The sequence below is a fragment of the Candidatus Pelagibacter sp. HIMB1506 genome, assembly GCF_052047935.1.
Taxonomy (GTDB): Bacteria; Pseudomonadota; Alphaproteobacteria; order Pelagibacterales; family Pelagibacteraceae; genus Pelagibacter.
The window spans coordinates 1518517-1538266 of the sequence record NZ_JBNAIS010000001.1; the positions used below are offsets into that span (position 1 = coordinate 1518517).

Genomic DNA, 19750 nt, shown 5'->3' on the forward strand with positions numbered 1-19750 from the left:
ACGATCAGATCTTATCAAATGTTTTATAACTGCTCATTTTCCTTGAAAAGAAAAAATATTTATAAATCATCTCAATTATTAATGAGAAAATGATCGTTGATATTAATGAATTATAAAAAAAGGGAATAGCAAGAGTGTAACAAAAAATAAGACCTTCAAAAGTATATGGATAAGATCCTGATAACCACACACCAAAATTAGTAATCACATAAAACAGAATTGCAGCAGAGAAAACGCCAAAAATTCTATGTATAAATTTTTTTTTAAGATAATTTGACGTTAATCCAATAACAATAACACTTCCCCATGTAAATATGACTAATGAATGGAATCCAATAAACAAATCAGTGATTGCTAAACAAATTACTGTTATGGGTATAAATCTAATACCAAGTAAAGCAGGAATATAAAAACTTAAAGTTTGTAAACTAGTAAAGTTGGGTGGATGCGGCACAAGTCTGCTAGAACCTAGTACAATTAAAACACAAAATGAAACTTTAAAAAAATTCATATTATATATTTAACATTGAATCTTTCTAAAACAACAATTTAATATTTGAAACCAAATTTTATAGTTCTTTTTTCTTGATTAAATCCATGTGGTCTTTGATAGGTCTCATTTAAAGCATTATTAAGCTTAATATAAAAATTACCATTATTAAATTTTTTTGAAATTTTAAAATCTACTAAATCTGTACTATCCATTTCTATAGTACTAAAACTTGTAGAGTGTGTATCAAAATGTTTTCCATAATGATTGTACTTTATATTAAATTTTAGATGACCAAAAATACTATTTTTAAAATTCTTTGTTAAATTTAAACCATAGTTTTTATCTGGTCTTCTTAATTGACTCGCTCCATTTTCTTTTTTAGATGATAGTGATGATGTAAAGAAATTTAAACTAGTATTTTTCAATTTAATATTTATCTGATTAGTTAAACCAGATTGATTTAAGTCAATATTATCTAAATCATTTTGATATTTGTTATCAATATATTCAATGTTATTTTTTATATTTGCTTTAAAAGCTCTTAAAGATAAATTTACATACTCATTTAAAAATATATCTGAATACATCTCGTAAGTATTGCTTTTCTCAGGTTTAAGATTTCTATTGCCAGAATAACCATAATTATCAGTGCCAAACATTTCGTATAGTGTGGGGTTTCTGATACCATTCATATATGAAATACCTAAGTTAAAATTATTAAACATTTTTTCAAAATTGATTTTGTGAGTACTATTTGCTCCGGTCTGTTTATGATCATCTCTTCTACTAAATAAAGAAATATTTGAATTTTCAAAAATATTCCAACCTAAATTACCATACAGAGCAAAATTATCAGAATGACCTTTCGTAGATGCTTCGTATGATCCATTATTATCAAAGTATCCCCAATCGTATTTAAACTCTGAGCCTATTCCGTAAGAAAGTTTTTTGTTCAGTATTCTTGATAAATCATACTTTAAACCTAAAACTTCACTTTCGTAGGTATCGATAGTTCCTAGTTCATCATATTCTCTGTCATAAATATTATAATAAAAAATATAATTATCTTTCTTTGAATTTATTTGGTTTTCCAATCCAAGTTGGATTGCACCCATTTTATTATCACCTTCATAACCGTATTGGTTAGTATTGGAGTTATCATATTCTGCTATTGTTTTTCTTAAGTATGTAGTGCTATAAATTCTAGTATTTTCAGACAAAAATTTTTCGTAATTAATATTTGTTGAATAATTATTCAAGGAATCTTCTTCATCATTTATATTTCCCCTGGCACTTATAGTTTCATTTTTGACACTACCAATTTTTACATTTAACGAAGACTCATCGTAAATATATGTTTTGCTTCCTGAAAATTCATAATTTCCCATGTAATCAGTTGCTACTGAAATAGAATCTTTATAATCTCCTGTTAAAACTATATTTACAGCTCCACCTATTGCATTTGTACCAAAATTAGTTGCAGTTGATCCTGGGTATATCTCAATTTGTTGAATGGTTTGAATAAAATCTACTCCAAAATCATGCAATCCCTGAGTTGTTGATTGATCATTAATGGGAATTCCATTTATCATTACCAATGTATGATTTGACCCAGTTCCCCTCATAAACATAGATGCTTGCTGGCCTTTAGGTCCTGATTGCGTAATATTAATATCTGGCACAGATTTCAAAACATCAATTAAATCTACAGCTCCACTTTCTAAAATTTGTTTTTTTGTAATAGTAATTTTATTTATTCCTGATTTAGTAAAATTTGATGAATTTGGAACTAAACCAATAATTTCAATACAAGCAGTTTCATTTTTATTTTCCCATTTGCATGAAAAATTTGAGCCATTTTCGTTGGCTGAACTGATGTTTGAAATATTTAATAATATTAAATTTAAAATTATAAATACAATTAACTTAGGCATTATTTCCACAAAACATTTTTATGCCTCTGCTAATTTAATAGTAGAACTAGACTTTTCCTGGCCTTCGTTCATCAGTGGTCTACACTGGGTGGCGCTCCGACTTTAACGATTGCAGGTACAGCCAACGAATTTCACATTGATTTCCCACCAAGCATTTCAGTGTAAAGAGAATATATTTCTTAAATAAAATTTGTCAATTAACAAAAAATTTTTTAGCTTTATGAATTATCTTCTTTTAACTTAAAAACCACAAAACTAGATCCAATCTTATTAATTTTTTTTATTGTATTAGAATTAAATTTTTTTTCCAGTTCTAGTGTTAATGATCTTAAACTAGTTATATCCCTATTATTATAGATTTTGTATGTTTGATAATTATTTTTCAAAAAAATGTATTCATCTGATTTTTTATTTAGATCTAATATATAGTAGTCATAAATTTTTGAAATTTCATTAAAGAAAAGTCTATAGTCATCTATAATAAATTCACCTCCAAAAAAATCAAATTTTTTAGAACTAGGGGTAATATTTTTAGAATTTAAATTTTTAATAATTTTTATTTTTTTTTCTATTTCACTTAAATTATTTTTGTTGTCTGCTCCAGAATTCAAACTTATTATTTTTTTATTCAGTAACTTTTTATATAATCTTAGCGTGTTTAAATTTTCTCGATAAACTGCATAGGGAAGTTTAAATAAACTTTTTTTATTTTCAAATTCATCTAAAATTTCATATTGAATAAATTTCTTATCTACTAATTTTTTTGTTTCTACCAAAACGTTGATTTTATTATAACCGCTGCTAATTACTATAATTAAAAAAAAATAAGTTAAATTTTTACTAATTTTGGTCAATCTGTTTTTGATCGATTCAATAATTAAACAAATTGAAATTATTATAAGAAAAATTGATGGTCCTAGATATCTTATGTGTGGATGAGAATAATCAGCAAGAGCAAATAAAATAATCGGCTCAAATAATAAAAAAAAATTCAAAAATATAATATTTTTGTCTATTTTAAGTTTTAAAAAAATAATAAATAAAAAAATGATTAATAAAAATTCAAGTGTGAATTTCTCATATGTTCGTATCAGATTAATGCCATCTAAAAATTCACTAATTATTATATAAATTCTATTTTTATTCTCATAATCATAAATTTCTAAATATCTTGGTGAAAAAAGATGGTCTATAAAATTATCTGAGCTAATTAAAAGATTGAGAGATACACCAAGTATTAAAAAAATTGTAATGAAAAATATAAAATTTTGTAATTCCCTAAATTTAAATTTTTTTAAATGTAGGAGTGCTATAGCGTATAATCCAGGTGTTGCTGCCCAGTAATTAATCCCCCATGATAATGATACTAAAAGACCAAATAAGATATATGATCTGGAATTAAATTTTTGAAGATCTGAATAGTAATATAAGAATAAATAATATTGTAGTAGAAAGAAAAATAATAATATTGAATTTTTACCAGCGACTATACTGATGTCCATAAATAAATATGAAGTTGAAACACTCAGAAGACCAATAACAGAGAGAAAATTATTAATTTTTAATTTTTTTAATATTAAGTAAAATATTATAAGACTTGTTGTCGAAATAATTAGACTAGAAATTCTTACAATTTCAAAAAGAATATTTGGATTTAAATAAATAAAGTTAACAGTTTCATTAAAATTGAAATTATTAAAAACAACATATTTAACAAAAATGTATATACCACTTACAATAAAATGAATGAAAGGGGCATAAATTGGTTCATGAATATTTTGGTTAGCATGAGTAAAAAATCCATAAAAATAATTTATACTTTTAATGTGTGTTATTTCGTCAAAATTTATAAAGTAAGGCAATCCATAGTCAAGGATTTGAAAATAAAATATAAAAAAAATTGAACAAATAATTGCTGTGATGGTTTTATATTTATGAATTTTAAATTGTTTAATCACTATTTTCTCAAACCCATAAAGTATAGCTTATTTTTTTTTCTTTAAATTTTTTTTTTAAAATTTTTTCTTTATTTCGAAATTTTTCTCTAATTTCTTTCTTCATAAATCTAGAATGAAATTCTATAAAAATATGTTTAATATTTTTTAAATCTGAAAAATTTTCAATTAATTTTTCCAAAATATCGTATTCAGAACCCTCAACATCCATTTTGATAATAATATTATCGTAGTGATTGAGTGCTTTTAAATAATTAATGATATTAAAACATTCAATCTCTATTGATCTTGTTTCATCTGAAATATATAGGTTTGAATTATGTTCTTTTATTATACTTGCTCCATCTGAAAGAATTCCTCTCTCATCCTCAGTTAAACCAAAAAATTTCTTTTTTGTGTCTTCTATATACGCTGCTTTATTTATTAATTTAATATTGTTTAGTGGATATTTTTTAATTATGTTTTCTTGAATAAAATTTTTTAAATTTGGATTTGGTTCAACTAAAATATATTCATAATCTTCAAGTTTAAAAAATTTTTTAAAATAAAAAAAACCTTGTCCTAAATTGGTTCCTAAATCTATAAAAATATTTTTTTGACTTTTTTTTTTAAGAATACTCGAAATATAAAACACTCTTATTTGCAAAAAGAACATAATTATTTCTTTGATAAGATTTTTGAGTAATTTATACATTTACAATAACTAATTTATCGATATAAAGATTTGAATAGTATTATCAATTAATCTATTAGTAATCTTAAATTTTCCGTGAAAAAAAAAACAATTTATATAGTTATTGAACTAAAAGTACGAGAGATAGTTGCAAAATTACTATTTGCATATCGTGCTTCTTTAAGAGGGTATAGAGTTTATTTGGGTTCAAGAGAGAAAATTATAGATTTAATTAAAAATAAAGAAGAACGAGGTGGAGTTTTTTTTTATAAAGCTGGCTTACAAGTAGATAAGACTATTGAAATAAGCAAAAAAATTGAAAAACATATTGTATTAGATGAGGAAATGACAGCAGGTTTAAATGAGGAGAGATATTACAAAAGTGCGAAAGCTTTTTTTGTTGAAACCAAAAAATACATTGATGCATATTTTTATGTAAACAAAAAAATTTCAAGTATAGTTAAAAATTCAATTAAAGCTAAAAATGTTTATGGAGTTGGTTGGCCAAGAGTAGATTTATTTCAAAAAAAGTATGCTGGTATTTATGACGAAGATGTAAATAAAATTAAATCAAAATATGGTAAATTTTATTTATTCATGTCAGATCTTGGATTTATAACAAAGAATTATAAAGAATATGCACTTGAATATTATCCTTGGGGTGGGAGCAAGAAGGATATTAAAGATTGGAAAAATTTTTCATTAGCTAAAGCAAAAAATTCATTTGAAGAGTTTAAATTATTAGTAAGTTTTTTTAAAAACGTTTGTAAATTAGATCCTAAAGTAAAAATATTAATCAGAGGACATCCTGCTGAAAATGTTAGTGAATGGAAAAAACAAATTAATGGTTATCAAAATTTAATATATCTACCCCCAATAGATGACCCTCAACCATGGATAATGGCTTCCCAAGGAGTTATGCATAGGGGGTGCTCCACTTCTCTTCAATCATTTGTTTTAAATAAACCGATCTCTTATGTTAAACTAAATTTTACTTCAAGAAATAGTCCCTTTTTAAAGAGGAAACCGTTTGATATAAGTTACAAAATTTTTAATTCAGACGATTTTTTTAAATGGATTAAAGTAAAAAATAAAAACAACATGAATTTAGTAAAAAGAGATTTAAATCTTGATGAAAAGAAATCAAGTTGTGACAAAATATTAAATATAGTCGACAATTATAAAATTAAAAAAGAGAAAGCTTATTTTTATAAAAAAAAGGAGCCAACAGTAATAGAGAAACTAAATTTTTATTATAATGGAATTAAAAGTAAAATATTCTTTTTATTAGTCGTAACAAAAATTTTGAAAAGAAATATTGATAAATTTTATTTAACCTCGAAAATTCCAAATGGAATAACAAAAAAAGAAGCTTTTAGGTATCTGAAAAAAATTGATAATTTAGATAAAAAAGTTAAATCAAATTTAAAAATTAATCAGGTTTCTGAAAATTTAATTAAAATAGAAGTTAACAAATGATTGAATTAAGTCAGCCAAATTTAACTAAGTTAGAAAAAAATTTGGTATTAAAAGTATTGAATTCAAATAAATTGGTTGATGGTTATTATCAGGATTTAGCTGAAAAAAAAATTAAAGGTATTATAAAAGCAAAGTATGTAGCAGTTACTCAAAGCTGCAGCAGCGCTTTAGAGATTGCTGCGATTTTACTTAAGTTGAAACCTAAAGATGAGGTTTTAATTCCATCTTTCACATTCACTTCGACAGCCAATGCTGTTGTCATGAGAGGTGCCAAACCAGTTTTTGTCGATATTGATGAACTTACGTTAAACGTTGATTTGGTAGATTTAGAGAAGAAAATAACCAAAAAAACTAAGGCTATCTTCGTCGTACACTACGGAGGTTTTTGTACAGATATGGAAAAATTATTAAAAATTAAAAAAAAATACAATTTACCATTAGTTGAGGATGCCGCCCATGGGTTCATGGCTAAATATAAAAACAAATATTTAGGTACTTATGGAGATATCTCAGCTTTTAGTTTTCATGCTACAAAAAATATTGTTGGTTCACAATGTGGAGCTATCATCATAAACAATAAAAAATATATCGCAAATGCAGATATAATTTTAGATAAAGGGACAGACAGAAAAAGACTAATCAATTACAAAGATAAAAAAAACATAACCTCATTTTCAAATAAAAAATTTTATAGTTGGAAAAATATTGGCTCGGAGTATAGAGCTACAGAATTAGCAAGCGCATTATTGTATGCTCAGCTTTTAAGAATAAAATCATTACAGTTTAATAGATCTAAAGTATGGAATTATTATTATGATCAATTAAAAAAAATTAATTCAAGAGAATTTGATTTATACAACGTCCCGGACACAAAGATAGAACAGTGTTTTCATTTGTTTATTTTAATTTTTAAAAGTGAATATAAAGCAGAAAAATTAAGAGAATACTTAATTAAAAACTCAATTTATGCATCATTCCACTATATTCCACTTCATATTTCCAGTTTTTCAAAAAAAATTTCCTCCCCAATAAAACTAGAAGTCACAGAAAAAATTTTTAAGAAAATTGTTAGGATACCTTTACATTCTTCGCTCAACATCAGAAGTGCGAAGTATATTTCAGATCATATAAAAAAATTTTTTAAAAAAATTTAATGATAGATAATAAAAGCATACTTATTATTTTTAACAAAATTATTAACAACATCTCTAAAAAAGAAAAGTTATTTCTTTTTCTTTTAATACCCGCAGCCTTAGCCTCTTCATTTTTTGAGATTATATCTATTGCAAGTTTATTTCCTCTTTTAGAGTTACTTTTTAATGCAAGTAATTCATCTGCGTATTTTAATAAAATAGAAATTTTTAAATTTGAGGATTTGAATCAAAAAAAATTTGTATTTACTATTTTATTTATTTTAATTGTTTTAGTATCAATTATTATAAAGATTGCTTTAAATGTTTTTTCAAATTATGTAGGTACAAAAATTGGTCATAGTATAATTACCAAAACACACGAGATAACAATTTTTCAAAACTATGATTACTTTTTAGAGTCACATTCTAGTAAATTTTTGAGTAATCTTGAAAAGTCTTCTAATACACATGCATTCATTGAACATTTTCTGCAAATTGTAGTAGCATTAATTTTATTGTTTTCTATTCTCTTTTTTACCTTAACTTTAAGTTTTAAAATTTTAATTTTTTTATTTTTTATTATTAGCGCTCTTTATTATTTAATCTCATTAATTACTAAAAGTTTTAATGAAAAAACAAGCAAAAACTATACATATGAAATTGAAAATAGATTGCGAATAGTAAATGAAACATTTTCTAATATTAAACAAATAATTATAAGTAGTTTACATAAGTATTTTTTAAATCAATTTTTCAGATCAAATTTAAAATTTATGAAAGCAATTTTAAAAAATACTCTAATTGCTAACATTCCGGGTAATATAATTGTTTTTTTTGGAATATCTTCTTTATCTATAGTGATGTATCTATTTAGCAAACAGAATTTGCCTGTTGAAAATTCAATTGCCTTATTTGGAGCAATTATTTTTGCATTTCAAAAAATAATTTCGCAAGCACAAATTATCTATTCGAATTATGTAAAAATTAAGTTTACAAAAAACTCGGCTATTGACGTAATAAATATTTTTGAAAAAGAAAAAAACATTCAAATTTTATCTAACAAGGAAACACTTACTTTTGAAAATAAGATAGAAATCAAAGAAGGTAGCTACAAATATAAAAATTTAAAAAAGAATATATTCGAAAATTTGAATATCATTATAAAAAAGGGTGAATCAATATTTATTCAAGGAGACTCTGGTAGAGGAAAAACAACTTTATTAAATATATTATCTGGATTAACCAACTTAACACAAGGTTCTATGTTGATTGATGATAAGCTTTTAACCAATTTAAATCTTCAAAGCTGGTACCAGAAGATCTCATATTTATCTCAAGTTCCCCATTTATTTGACGAAACTTTGATTAAAAACATAGTTTTAAATGAAGATAAATTTGATCAAAATAAATTTGAAGATTCTTTAAAAATTTCAGGATTAAATAATTTTATTAATAATGGTTCTTTAGATTTATCAAAAAAAATTGGTGAGAATGGTAAAAGAATTTCTGGTGGTCAACGTCAAAGATTAATTATATCTAGAGCAATATATGCAGATAAAAACGTTTTGGTGTTTGATGAAGCTACTAATGCTCTAGATGAAACATCAGAAGAAAAAATTTTTGAAAATGTGTTAAATTATTCAAAAAATAAAACACTTATAGTTGTTTCTCACAATAAATCTCTCTCTAAAAAATTTGATCAAGTAATTGATTTGAACAATTAATACAAAGATTTAAGATATTTTAAATACAATTTTACTATATTTTTTATAGATTGATATAATTCATTAAAACTTAATTTATGAATATTATTCTTTAAAAAAATAAATTTATCATAACTCATTTTTTTATAATTTTTACTCCATTGAAAATTGTGATCACACCTGTAGACCAATCTTTCAGGATTTATAAAAAATTTAATTTTATTTTTCTTTAATTTTATAAAAAAATCTTTATCAGATGCTCCAGACTCACTTTGAAAGCCGTTTAGCATTAGAAATATGTCTTTGAATACAATTAAATTTGAGTGAAAGAAACCTGGGTTAAATACTAATAGTTTTTTAATTTCATAATCGTTATCTAGATTAATTTCAGATAATTTTTCTTCTTTTTCGTTAATCACTTCCATACTTGTGTATAGAGCTTTTATTTTCTTCAATTTCAATAATTCAATTGATTTTTTTAAATACAGTCTGTCCCATAGATCATCATCATCTAAAAAACTTAAAATTTCACAATCCGTTTTTAGCACCGTGTCATTTCTTAAGCTTTGAATACTGCCATTATTTTTAATATAAATTAAGTTTATATTAGTACAATCTTGAAGTTTTTTATAAACTTCAAAATTTTTATTGTCTTTATCATTATTGTCAACGATATAGATTTCGTCAGGTTTCATTATTTGCTTATTTATAGACAATAGAGCTTTTTCTAAAAAATTAGGTCTGTTTAAAGTTGGAATTATCGTTGCTATTTTCATTTTTTAATTTCAATATTTTGTCTATAAATATTTAAAATTAATTCGTTCCAAATATATTGTTCATTATTATTTGAATTTAAGTAATCGTTATATTTTTTTTCGAAATATTCTTTATTTAATAATATTTTTTCATCTAGAATTTGATAAATCAGTTTTTTATTTTTTAAGATTAAATATTTTGGAAGAGAAAAACCATGTTTTTTTATTTTAAAAAATTTATTAGGTATAATATTTTTGAAAATATTTTTAATTAAATGTTTATTTTTAAATAAAGAAAAATTTTTTTTTGTAGGATAATTCAAAGAAAAGTTAATTAAATCTTTACTTAGTATCGGAGCTCTATTTTCAATTGAATTTAGCATACTAGCTTGATCTACTTTTTCTAACACCATAGGTAAGTAATATTTAAAATAAAATAATTGTGCAAAACGCATTTTGTCATTATTTTTTCTAAATAATTTATTTATCTTATTTATTTCAGGGTGATCTTTTTTTAGTTTTGTAAGATTATATAAGTCTTTTCTAGTTAAATCTGAAAGCCAAAATATATTTATTAAACTTAATTCTTGATCAAAATGTTTAAAAAATAATTTTAATTTAAGCTTATAATTCAAATATCTTGTATTTATTTTTAAATTATTTGAAATTTGAAACAATATTTTAGATAAAAAGTTAGGAAATATTTTTTTAAACCAAATCATTAAATAAAAAGCTTTAAAAGTTATATAGCCAAAAAATAGTTCATCTCCACCATCTCCTGAAATAGAGTTATTAGTTTTTTTTTTTATATTTTTAAATAAATTAAATGTTGGTATAATTGATCCATCTCCGTTAAGGAAAAATATTTTTCTTTTAAGATCTTTGAAAGTTTTAATTAAATCTTTATTTTTCAATTTTTTTTTTATAATTTTTTCATTTATCTCTTTTGGTACTTGATGAGTTTCATCAAATGAAAAATCCTGATAACCTATCATGAAAGCAGATAATTTTTTTTTTAATTTTTTTAAAGAATATCTTAATAAGTTCGAGTCAATCCCACTACTTAAAGCCAAAACTGTTTTTTTATCTGCATAAGTATAATTTTCTAAGTTTTTTAAAAAATTATCTAATACATCATATTTTTTTACTTCTTTAAAAAAAAGATTATAATTTGGTCCATTTTCAATTTTCCAAAAAATTTTTTTTTCAATTTTTGATTGAGAAAATTTTAATATCTCTCCTGGCATTAGCTGATTTATTTTTTTATATATAGTGTAAGGAGCTGGCAAATGTGATAGTTGATAATATAATTTTACATTTTTTTTTTCTAATACTGGTTTTTTTATATATTCAGTTATCCCGTTTATTTGACTTGAATAAATAAGTTTGTTTTTTTTTAATTTTGAATAATAAAGGGGTTTTTGACCTAAATAATCTCTAGACAATATTAATTCTTTTTTTTTAAAATCAAACAAACTAACTGCCCACATTCCATCAAAATAATTAAAACATTTTTCTCCCCAAAATGAAAAAGAGTTTACTAAGACTTCAGTATCAGAATTAGTTTTAAAATTTATTTTTTTTGTGACTAAATATTTTTTAATTTCTTTAAAGTTAAAAATACAACCATTGAAAAATCCTATAATTTCTTTATTTTCAGAAAAGATTGGTTGATTTCCCTGTTTAATATCAATTACAGCCAACCTATTCATACCTAACGAAATATTTTGCTTTTTGCTCAAATAGAACCCTGTATGATCTGGTCCTCGTAATTTCTGAATCTCAGATAATTTAATTAGATTTTTTTTGTTATACTCTCCATAAATACCAAATATCGCACACATAAAAAATTATACCATAATATATAAAAAGAAATAATATTTGTGATTTGTTTAAGCAATTAAAAATATTTAGATTTTTTATAATTACTTTTATATAATTTTGTTGTGAATTATTCAATTATTATACCTTTATTCAACGAAGAAAAAAATGTTGAAACACTTTTAAATGAAATTCAAATTGTAATAAATAAATTGAAAGATGATAGAGAGTTTGAATTAATATTCATAGACGATGGCTCAACAGACAGTACCTTTAAAGAGCTTTTAAATTTAAAAATTAATCATCAGATAAAAATCTTAAAGCATAAAATTAATTTATCACAATCAACTGCAATTTATCACGGAATTAAAAACTCTAAATTTGAAAATTTAATTTTTCTTGACGGTGATTGCCAAAATGATCCTAATGATTTAATAGAAATGATAGGTAAATTTGAAAATGGTTTTGATATTGTTCATGGTTATAGAAATGAAAGAAAAGATAAATTTTTCACTAAAATTTTACCAAGTAAACTAGCTAATTTTTTAGTTAGATTTATCACGGGTTCCCCAATAAAAGATCATGGATGTTCAATTAAAGTTTTAAAAAAAGAACTATTAGATGATGAAATTTTATGGGGTGACTTCCATAGATTGTTAGCTGCTAGATTAAATTTTAAAAATATAAAATACGCACAAATGTCAACAAATCATCGAAAAAGAAATTCAGGACAATCTAATTATGGATTCTATAGAGTATTTAAAGTTTTTGTAGATTTAATATATTTGAAATTATTCCAAAATAAAAAAAATAATAATTTTTACTTTATAGGATTTTTAGGATTTTGTTCTTTGTTGATTGGTTCTTTTTCATTGTTGTATATGATTTATTTAAAAGTTTTTAAAAATATATCTTTTATTGAAACACCTCTCCCCATATTAGTTGTGTCATTATATTTAAGTTCTTTAATTTTTTTTTCATTGTTATTTATAATCCAACTTATATTCGAGATAAGTAAAAAAAATGATAAAAATATATTATATGAAGTTATAGAGTAATATAAAAAACTTTTTATAATGTATACCTTTAAATCTTTAAAAACATCTGAATTAGGTAAATTAGATATAAAAAAAATAATTAAATTAAAAGATACCTTTTGGGAATTTGGAGAACGCATTCAGTATGAGTGGTTTATAAAAAATATTAAAAAAAATGATATCCATAATTTGCTTTTCAAAAATAAAATTTTTGTAGGATATACATGTTTGAGAAAGAAAAAAATTTTAATAAATAATTTAAAATCATCAATTTTTCTTTTTGATACGATTATAATAAATAAGAATCATAGAAAAAAAGGTGTTTCCAAAATTTTAATGAATAAAAATAATTTGATTATTAAAAAAAAAAAATTAATGTCAGTGCTTATATGTAATAAAAATCTTATTAATTATTATAAAAAATTTAATTGGAAAACAGAATCAAAAAAAAAAATTAAATTTATAAAGTTGAAAGTGGGAAATAAGTCAATATTAGTTTTTAATGTAAAATCTGAATTTAAAAAAATGCAAATATTTATGTGTTAAAATTTATGAGTGATCTACGAAAAAATTATATTGAAAATGGTTATGTGATTATAAAGAACTTTTTTAGTAAAGAAAAAGTTGTAGAAACAAGAGAGGAGTTAATAAGAAAAAGAAACTTCAATACTGAAATTTTAGAGTTAGAGCATGTAAAAAATCTTATTATGAATGATGGTTTTTTCAGATTATTCAAAGAAATTTTTGACTGTAAGAATCTTCTATATTTTTCAGATAGCTCAATTTCAATTCATGAAAATTTAGATAATTGTCCCTCAGGATTTCATGTAGATTCCAGAAATGAAGATTACAACTTTAAAAGTGAATATTTTGTTGCAAGAGCTGGAATCTATTTACAAAATGTTTCAGATTTTTCTGGCGGTGTAAAGATTAAACCAAAATCTCACAATTCATATTGTATTACGAATATTAAACAATCAATTAAGAATATTTTTACTGAAAAACTTGTTAAAAAAAACAAAAATTTTAAATTAAATTTATTTTTTAAAAATATTCAACCAAACCTAGATATTGGTGATTTAATTATTTGGAACTTGAGACTTCATCATTCAGGGGCTTCATGGAGATATAAATTTAATAAGAATTTATCTCTACCACCTTTTATTGATAGAATAATGCCAAAATTTACAAAAATAGGCGCTGAGTATAAAAAAAATAGAACAGCTATATTTATTGCTTTTGCTAATGGTGATATTAATGATGAAAATATTAAAAACTATATAAATAGAAAATTAAAAGAACAAAAAAAATTCAATCATTTAGAAAATTTAAAAATTAAACTTTTAAATCATGATGTAAAATTATTAAATGAAATATGAAACTCAAAAAAATAAACTTAATTATAATTTTTTAAAACATATTACTTTTCAAATATTTAAAAAAAAAACACCAATAAGATTTTTTCATAATTATTTTTTAAAAGAAATAGAAATAGAAGGTAAAGTTTTAGATTTAGGTTCAGGCAAACATAGTTCGTATTTAAATTTTATTAACAAAAAAAAACATCAAATTTATTTTGCAGATAAATTTCACATACAAAAAACAAATTTTTTTAAGGTAGATTTAGAAAACAATCTAAATATTCAAGAGAATTCATTTGATTGTATACTTTTATTTAATGTACTAGAACATATTGAAAATCATAAAAATTTACTTAAAGAAATAAAAAAAATATTAAAACCAGGAGGTAAACTAGAGCTATTTGTACCTTTTATGCATAGATATCATGAAGATCCAATAGATGTTTTTAGACCGACCCATAAATATTTAAATAAAATGATATCAGAAGCAGATTTTGAAGTACAAGTTACTACCATAGGTGTTGGTCCATTTGCGGTTGTTTCTGAAATTTTATTAAAATATTTTAAATTTGCAATTCTTAAAATACCAATGATGATAATTTTTTTATTAATTGATAAAATTTTAAGTTTAATTTCAAAAGATTTTAAAAGTTTTTATTTAGGTGTTCATTGCTCTTGTAAAAAGAAGAGTTAGAAAATGAAAATAATATATTTAGCAGAACTTATTTTTCCCACAAATAAGGCTTATGGTATTCATGTGATGAAAATGTGTAACGCTTTGTCAAAAAAATTTAAAGTTGATCTGATTATTTTTAAAAATAAAGAAAAAAAAATATTCAGATCTTATAATTGTAAAAATAAATTTAATATTATTGATAAAAATCTAAGCAAAATAAATTTTATAAATAGATTGATATATTGCTTAAGTTTATTTAAAAATATTAGTTCTAAAAAAGATATAATTATATCTAGAAGTATAATAAGTGCACTTTTTTTGAGTCTTTTTGGATATAATATAGTTTTAGAAATTCATCACGAATTAAGAAGTTTTACAAAATATTTATTTTTTTTCAGTAAATACTTTTATACATTTAAAAATATAAAATTTATTTTTATTTCTAAAACATTAAAAAATAAATACAATTTGAAGAATAAATATCTTATTTTAGATGATGCTGTTGAATTAGAAGATTACAGTAACTTAAAAAATTCAGATAAGTTCAAAAATACGTGTTGTTATACTGGTTCTTTATCAAGAGGGAAAGGATTAGAAAAAATATTTAAAATTTCAAAAAAGCTAGAAAAAATAAACTTCCATATTTATGGAGATTTTTCAAATTCAGATTTTAATATTAATGATTTCAAAAATTATAAAAATGTGTTTTACAAAGGATATATAAAATACAATAAAATACCAAGTATCCTTAATAAATATCATGTAGTTTTAATGCCTTATTCAAAGAAGGTATTGGGTAGAGGAAAAAATTTAGAAATTGGCAAGTATATGTCTCCTATGAAACTATTTGATTATTTAGCTTCAGGTAAAATAATTATAGCCTCAAAACTTAAAGTTTATAGTCATATATTAAATAAAAAAAATTCTATACTTATTGAAGAAAACGCAATTAATAAATGGACTAATAAAATTGATTTAGTATTTAAAAAAATTAAAAAATTTAATTATTTAAAAAAAAATTCTAGAGTAATTATAAATAAATATACATGGGATATGAGAGTAAAGAAAATAATAGATTTTATTAATGTTTAAATTTATTGAAGAAGAAAAAACACATTTTCTAGACAAGGGTTTTGTTATAAATTCATCTATTTGTGGTTTGTCTTCATTTGAAATATTTGCAAACAGATTTAATTTCGACCTTAAAGAATATTTAATAAAAAATAAAATTTCAGAGTTAGGAGGGTATAGATCTGGAAATTTAAATATTAACCCAGGTGTTTATGGAAAAGAAATATTTGAAATAATTAAAAACAAAAATTTTGAAGATTATTTTAAATTTTTGACAAATGATGAAATAAGTGATTATGGAATATATTTTGGAGGTAATTTAAATTTGCCAAAAAGTAAAAATCAGTTTTTTCATACTGATGGAAATTGGGATCCAAGAATGATAATTTTAAATTTTGCTACTAGCAATATTGATAATACAAATGGACCACTTGAGTTAATAGAATCAACTCACAGAGAAAAAGAAACATACTTAAGTTTTTTAATTAAAAATTTTTTTAAAAAAAAAACTAAAATATTTTTGAAAAAAGGGGAAATTTTGATTAGAGAACATAGATTATGGCACAGAGGTACTAAAAATATTTCTAATGACTATCGAGAAATGCTTGGTGTTATGTTAATAAAAAAAACAGAAAATAGGATAAAATATCCAGAAGCAAGTAAAAATATTTTAATATTTTCAAACATGTTTGGTATAACAAAAAAAGAAAAAATTAAGGAATTTATTTTTATAAATTTAAAATTAATATTCTTTTTTTACAAAATTTTTATATCAATAATAAAAAAATAATTATGCAAACTCCAGTATTGCTAATGACTTATCGAAGACCAAAAAATACTAAAATTATTTTAGATATTTTAAAAAATTTTAAACAAAAAAATATCTTTGTATTTAATGATGGATTAAAAATGCGTGAACATTATTTAGATCATTTAAAAACAAGAGAAGTGATATTAAATTTTAGAAAAAAAAATAAAGTGAAAGTAATTTTTCCTAAAAAAAACTTAACACAAAAAAAAAATTTACCATTTGCGATTTCAAAAGTTTTTAGAAAATTTGATAAAGTCATAATTTTAGAAGATGATTGTATACCTAATAAATCTTTTTTTAAATTTTGTAATGTTCTTTTAGATAAGTATAAGAATGATAGTAGAATATCTCAAATATCAGGTAATAATTTTTTAAATTTTAAAAAATTTAAAAGAAGAAACAATGACAGTTATTTTTTTTCAAAGTTTACAAGTTCTTGGGGATGGGCTACATGGAAAAATCGTTGGGAAAATTCTTATGACAGTGAAATAAAATTATGGCCAAAAATTAAAAAAGAAAAATGGCTAAATGATATTTTTCATAATAGTAAATCATTTGACTTTTGGACTAAAGCTTTTGATAGGAGATTTAAAGAATTAGATGATGATTGGGATAGACCTTGGACATTTATAAATTTGATTAATAATCGTTTAAATATATTTCCTAACAAAAATCTCATATGTAATATTGGAGATGATAATTCTGCTTTGCATTCTAATCCAAAAAAATGGAACAATTTACATTTGGAGAACATGAAATTTCCCATTAAACACCCAAAAATCATATGTTGCGATAATAATGTTGATAACTTTTTAACTGATGAAGGTTTTAGTATTCCCAACATTAGATATAGAATTAAAAATAAGATTAAAGGTTTTTTTAAAAGTTAATTGTGCAAACTAAAATACATTACCCTTTACTAGAAAATGCATTTGATAAAAAAGATATTGAATTAGGTGTTAAAGTAATAAAATCAAAGCAGTTAACAATGTCTAATATTACAAGAAATTTTGAAAAGAAATTTTCAAAATATTTAGGTGTTAAATATGCTGTTATGGTTAATTCAGGATCATCAGCAAATTTATTATCTATTTTTGTTGCAAAATATTCTCATAAACTCAAAATAGGGGATGAGGTAATTATCCCAACAGTTTGCTGGTCAACTTCATTATGGCCAATTATACAGGCAGGATTAAAACCTGTGTTTGTTGATGTCAACTTAACAGATTATAATGCATCAATAGAGGAAATCAAATTAAGAATTAATAAAAAAACTAAGGCAATTTTATTAGTTCATGTTTTAGGAACATCGTTAAAAATAGATAAATTATTAAAAATAATAAGAGGTAAAAATATTTTAGTTATTGAAGATACATGTGAGTCTTTGGGATCTAAATATAAAAAAAAATATTTGGGAACTTATGGAAATTTCGGAACTTTTTCATTTTATTATTCACATCAGATTACAAGTGGAGAAGGAGGAATGATTGTAACTAATAATAAAAAAGATTATGAACTTTTAAAAATAATGAGAGCTCATGGATGGGATAGAGATTTAGAAAAAAATAGAATTAAGACTAAAAAATTTAATTTTATTAATATGGGTTTTAATTTAAGACCATTAGAAGTCTCGGCTGCAATTGCCCAAAATCAACTTAAAAGATTAAAAAAATTCTCAAAATTAAGAAATCAAAATAGAGAAAAAATAATTCTTAAATTAAAGCAACATAAAAATTGGAAAAATCAATATAAATTTGTAGTTCCAGAAAAACACCTAGAACCCTCTTGGTTTGGATTACCTTTTTTATTGAAAGAAAAATTTGTAAAAAAGAAAAATTTAATTATTAAAAACTTAAATAAATTTGGTATAGAAACAAGGCCAATAATAAGTGGAAACTTTTTAAACCAAAAAGCTTCAAAAATATATAATTTAAATAAAAAAAAAGAAAAATTTCCTAATGCCGAATATATAGAAAAAGCAGGGTTTTTTATCGGTCTGCATACAAAAAAATTAAAAAATAAAGAATTAGAAATATTAACAAACCATTTATTAAATTTTTAAATTGATAAGTATTGGGATAACAGGTTCAACTGGAATTTTAGGAAAAAACTTAATTTATTTTCTAAAGAAAAATAAAAAATTTAAAATTAATCAATTCCTAGATGATATATCAAATAACAAAAAAATTAATAATTGGATAAATAAAAATCAATTTGATATAATTGTTCATTTAGCAGCTATAGTTCCTACCAAAAAAGTAAATAAAAATTATAAAGAAGCAAAAAAAATTAATGTTGATGGAACAAAAAACTTAATCAATAGTATAAAAAAATATCAAATTTCAAAGCCTTTTTTATTTTTTTCTTCAAGTTCACACGTTTATTCATTTTCAAGAAAAATTATTTCAGAACAGGATCTAACAAAAGGAATCAATAAGTATGGTAAAACAAAATTATTAGCAGAGAAAATTTTACTAAAAAATTCAAAGTTTTACGATTTATGTATTGGTAGAATATCTAGTTTAACCTCAGAAAATCAAAATAATAATTTTTTAATTAATAAAATCATTGACTTAGGTAAAAGAAAAAAAAAAATTTTTTTTAAAAATTCAAATATTAAACGTAATTTTATTTATGTAGATGATGTTTCAAAAATTATAGTTAAAATAATCAAAAAAAAATTGACTGGGATTTTTAATATATCAAGTTCAGAAATTACACATTTATCTAAACTTTTTAAATATTTAGAAAAAAAATATAAATTTAAAATTAAATATTATTCTAAAGATGAAGAATATTTAATTATTTCAAATAAATTATTAATCAAAAAAATTGGAATATTTAATTT

18 protein-coding genes and 1 riboswitch are annotated in these 19750 nt (G+C 22.4%); of the genes, 12 read left to right on the forward strand and 6 right to left on the reverse strand.

What is annotated here, in order from left to right:
- Positions 1-4: 4 nt before the first annotated feature.
- The 4 genes from ACTTA8_RS08095 to ACTTA8_RS08110 form a co-directional block, all read right to left on the reverse strand.
- Positions 5-511: a DUF6580 family putative transport protein gene (locus ACTTA8_RS08095; protein WP_440655429.1), complete on the reverse strand. Its 507-nt coding sequence runs from the start codon at positions 509-511 to the stop codon at positions 5-7.
- 38 nt (positions 512-549) lie between these two features.
- Positions 550-2427: a TonB-dependent receptor plug domain-containing protein gene (locus tag ACTTA8_RS08100; protein WP_440655431.1), complete on the reverse strand. Its 1878-nt coding sequence runs from the start codon at positions 2425-2427 to the stop codon at positions 550-552.
- 81 nt (positions 2428-2508) lie between these two features.
- Positions 2509-2590, reverse strand: a riboswitch (adenosylcobalamin-variant (AdoCbl-variant) riboswitch).
- A 55-nt stretch (positions 2591-2645) separates the two neighbouring features.
- Positions 2646-4385, reverse strand: a complete 1740-nt coding sequence (locus ACTTA8_RS08105) for a hypothetical protein (RefSeq protein ID WP_440655433.1) — start codon at positions 4383-4385, stop codon at positions 2646-2648.
- A 7-nt stretch (positions 4386-4392) separates the two neighbouring features.
- Positions 4393-5076 (reverse strand): FkbM family methyltransferase, encoded by a 684-nt coding sequence (locus tag ACTTA8_RS08110; RefSeq protein ID WP_440655435.1) that lies wholly within the window; start codon positions 5074-5076, stop codon positions 4393-4395.
- A 75-nt stretch (positions 5077-5151) separates the two neighbouring features.
- Here ACTTA8_RS08110 and ACTTA8_RS08115 point away from each other — a divergent pair, with 75 nt between their 5' ends.
- The 3 genes from ACTTA8_RS08115 to ACTTA8_RS08125 are packed head-to-tail and all read left to right on the forward strand — an operon-like array spanning position 5152 to position 9391.
- On the forward strand, positions 5152-6534 hold the full coding sequence (locus ACTTA8_RS08115; protein WP_440655436.1) for a surface carbohydrate biosynthesis protein: 1383 nt from the start codon (positions 5152-5154) through the stop codon (positions 6532-6534).
- Positions 6531-7688 (forward strand): aminotransferase class I/II-fold pyridoxal phosphate-dependent enzyme, encoded by a 1158-nt coding sequence (locus ACTTA8_RS08120; RefSeq protein ID WP_440655438.1) that lies wholly within the window; start codon positions 6531-6533, stop codon positions 7686-7688. The genes ACTTA8_RS08115 and ACTTA8_RS08120 overlap by 4 nt, the downstream gene beginning before the upstream one ends.
- Entirely contained in the window at positions 7688-9391 is a 1704-nt protein-coding gene (locus ACTTA8_RS08125; protein WP_440655440.1) for an ATP-binding cassette domain-containing protein, read from the forward strand. The genes ACTTA8_RS08120 and ACTTA8_RS08125 overlap by 1 nt, the downstream gene beginning before the upstream one ends.
- On the opposite strand, the gene ACTTA8_RS08130 is transcribed toward ACTTA8_RS08125, so the two are convergent.
- Together ACTTA8_RS08130 and asnB are read right to left on the reverse strand one after the other, a co-directional pair.
- A complete protein-coding gene (locus ACTTA8_RS08130; RefSeq protein ID WP_440655442.1) occupies positions 9388-10146 on the reverse strand; it encodes a glycosyltransferase family 2 protein in 759 nt (252 codons plus the stop codon). The genes ACTTA8_RS08125 and ACTTA8_RS08130 overlap by 4 nt on opposite strands.
- Positions 10143-11969: an asparagine synthase (glutamine-hydrolyzing) gene (asnB, locus tag ACTTA8_RS08135; RefSeq protein ID WP_440655443.1), complete on the reverse strand. Its 1827-nt coding sequence runs from the start codon at positions 11967-11969 to the stop codon at positions 10143-10145. The genes ACTTA8_RS08130 and asnB overlap by 4 nt, the downstream gene beginning before the upstream one ends.
- Before the next feature lie 102 nt (positions 11970-12071).
- Between asnB and ACTTA8_RS08140 the strand changes: the two genes are divergently transcribed.
- The 9 genes from ACTTA8_RS08140 to ACTTA8_RS08180 all read left to right on the forward strand — a co-directional run.
- Positions 12072-13004: a glycosyltransferase gene (locus ACTTA8_RS08140; protein WP_440655445.1), complete on the forward strand. Its 933-nt coding sequence runs from the start codon at positions 12072-12074 to the stop codon at positions 13002-13004.
- Positions 13005-13022: 18 nt separating this feature from the next.
- Entirely contained in the window at positions 13023-13529 is a 507-nt protein-coding gene (locus ACTTA8_RS08145; protein WP_440655446.1) for a hypothetical protein, read from the forward strand.
- A 5-nt stretch (positions 13530-13534) separates the two neighbouring features.
- The gene (locus tag ACTTA8_RS08150; RefSeq protein WP_440655448.1) at positions 13535-14362 is read left to right on the forward strand and encodes a hypothetical protein; all 828 of its coding nucleotides are present in this window, start codon (positions 13535-13537) and stop codon (positions 14360-14362) included.
- On the forward strand, positions 14352-15038 hold the full coding sequence (locus ACTTA8_RS08155; RefSeq protein WP_440655449.1) for a class I SAM-dependent methyltransferase: 687 nt from the start codon (positions 14352-14354) through the stop codon (positions 15036-15038). The genes ACTTA8_RS08150 and ACTTA8_RS08155 overlap by 11 nt, the downstream gene beginning before the upstream one ends.
- A 3-nt stretch (positions 15039-15041) precedes the next feature.
- Positions 15042-16112 (forward strand): glycosyltransferase, encoded by a 1071-nt coding sequence (locus ACTTA8_RS08160; RefSeq protein WP_440655451.1) that lies wholly within the window; start codon positions 15042-15044, stop codon positions 16110-16112.
- A complete protein-coding gene (locus ACTTA8_RS08165) occupies positions 16105-16881 on the forward strand; it encodes a phytanoyl-CoA dioxygenase family protein (RefSeq protein WP_440655452.1) in 777 nt (258 codons plus the stop codon). Before ACTTA8_RS08160 ends, ACTTA8_RS08165 begins: the two co-directional genes overlap by 8 nt.
- A gap of 2 nt (positions 16882-16883) precedes the next feature.
- On the forward strand, positions 16884-17792 hold the full coding sequence (locus ACTTA8_RS08170) for a hypothetical protein (protein WP_440655454.1): 909 nt from the start codon (positions 16884-16886) through the stop codon (positions 17790-17792).
- 2 nt (positions 17793-17794) lie between these two features.
- The gene (locus ACTTA8_RS08175; protein WP_440655456.1) at positions 17795-18964 is read left to right on the forward strand and encodes a DegT/DnrJ/EryC1/StrS aminotransferase family protein; all 1170 of its coding nucleotides are present in this window, start codon (positions 17795-17797) and stop codon (positions 18962-18964) included.
- Position 18965: 1 nt separating this feature from the next.
- A partial coding sequence (locus tag ACTTA8_RS08180) for an SDR family oxidoreductase (protein ID WP_440655457.1) occupies positions 18966-19750 on the forward strand: 785 nt, incomplete at its 3' end.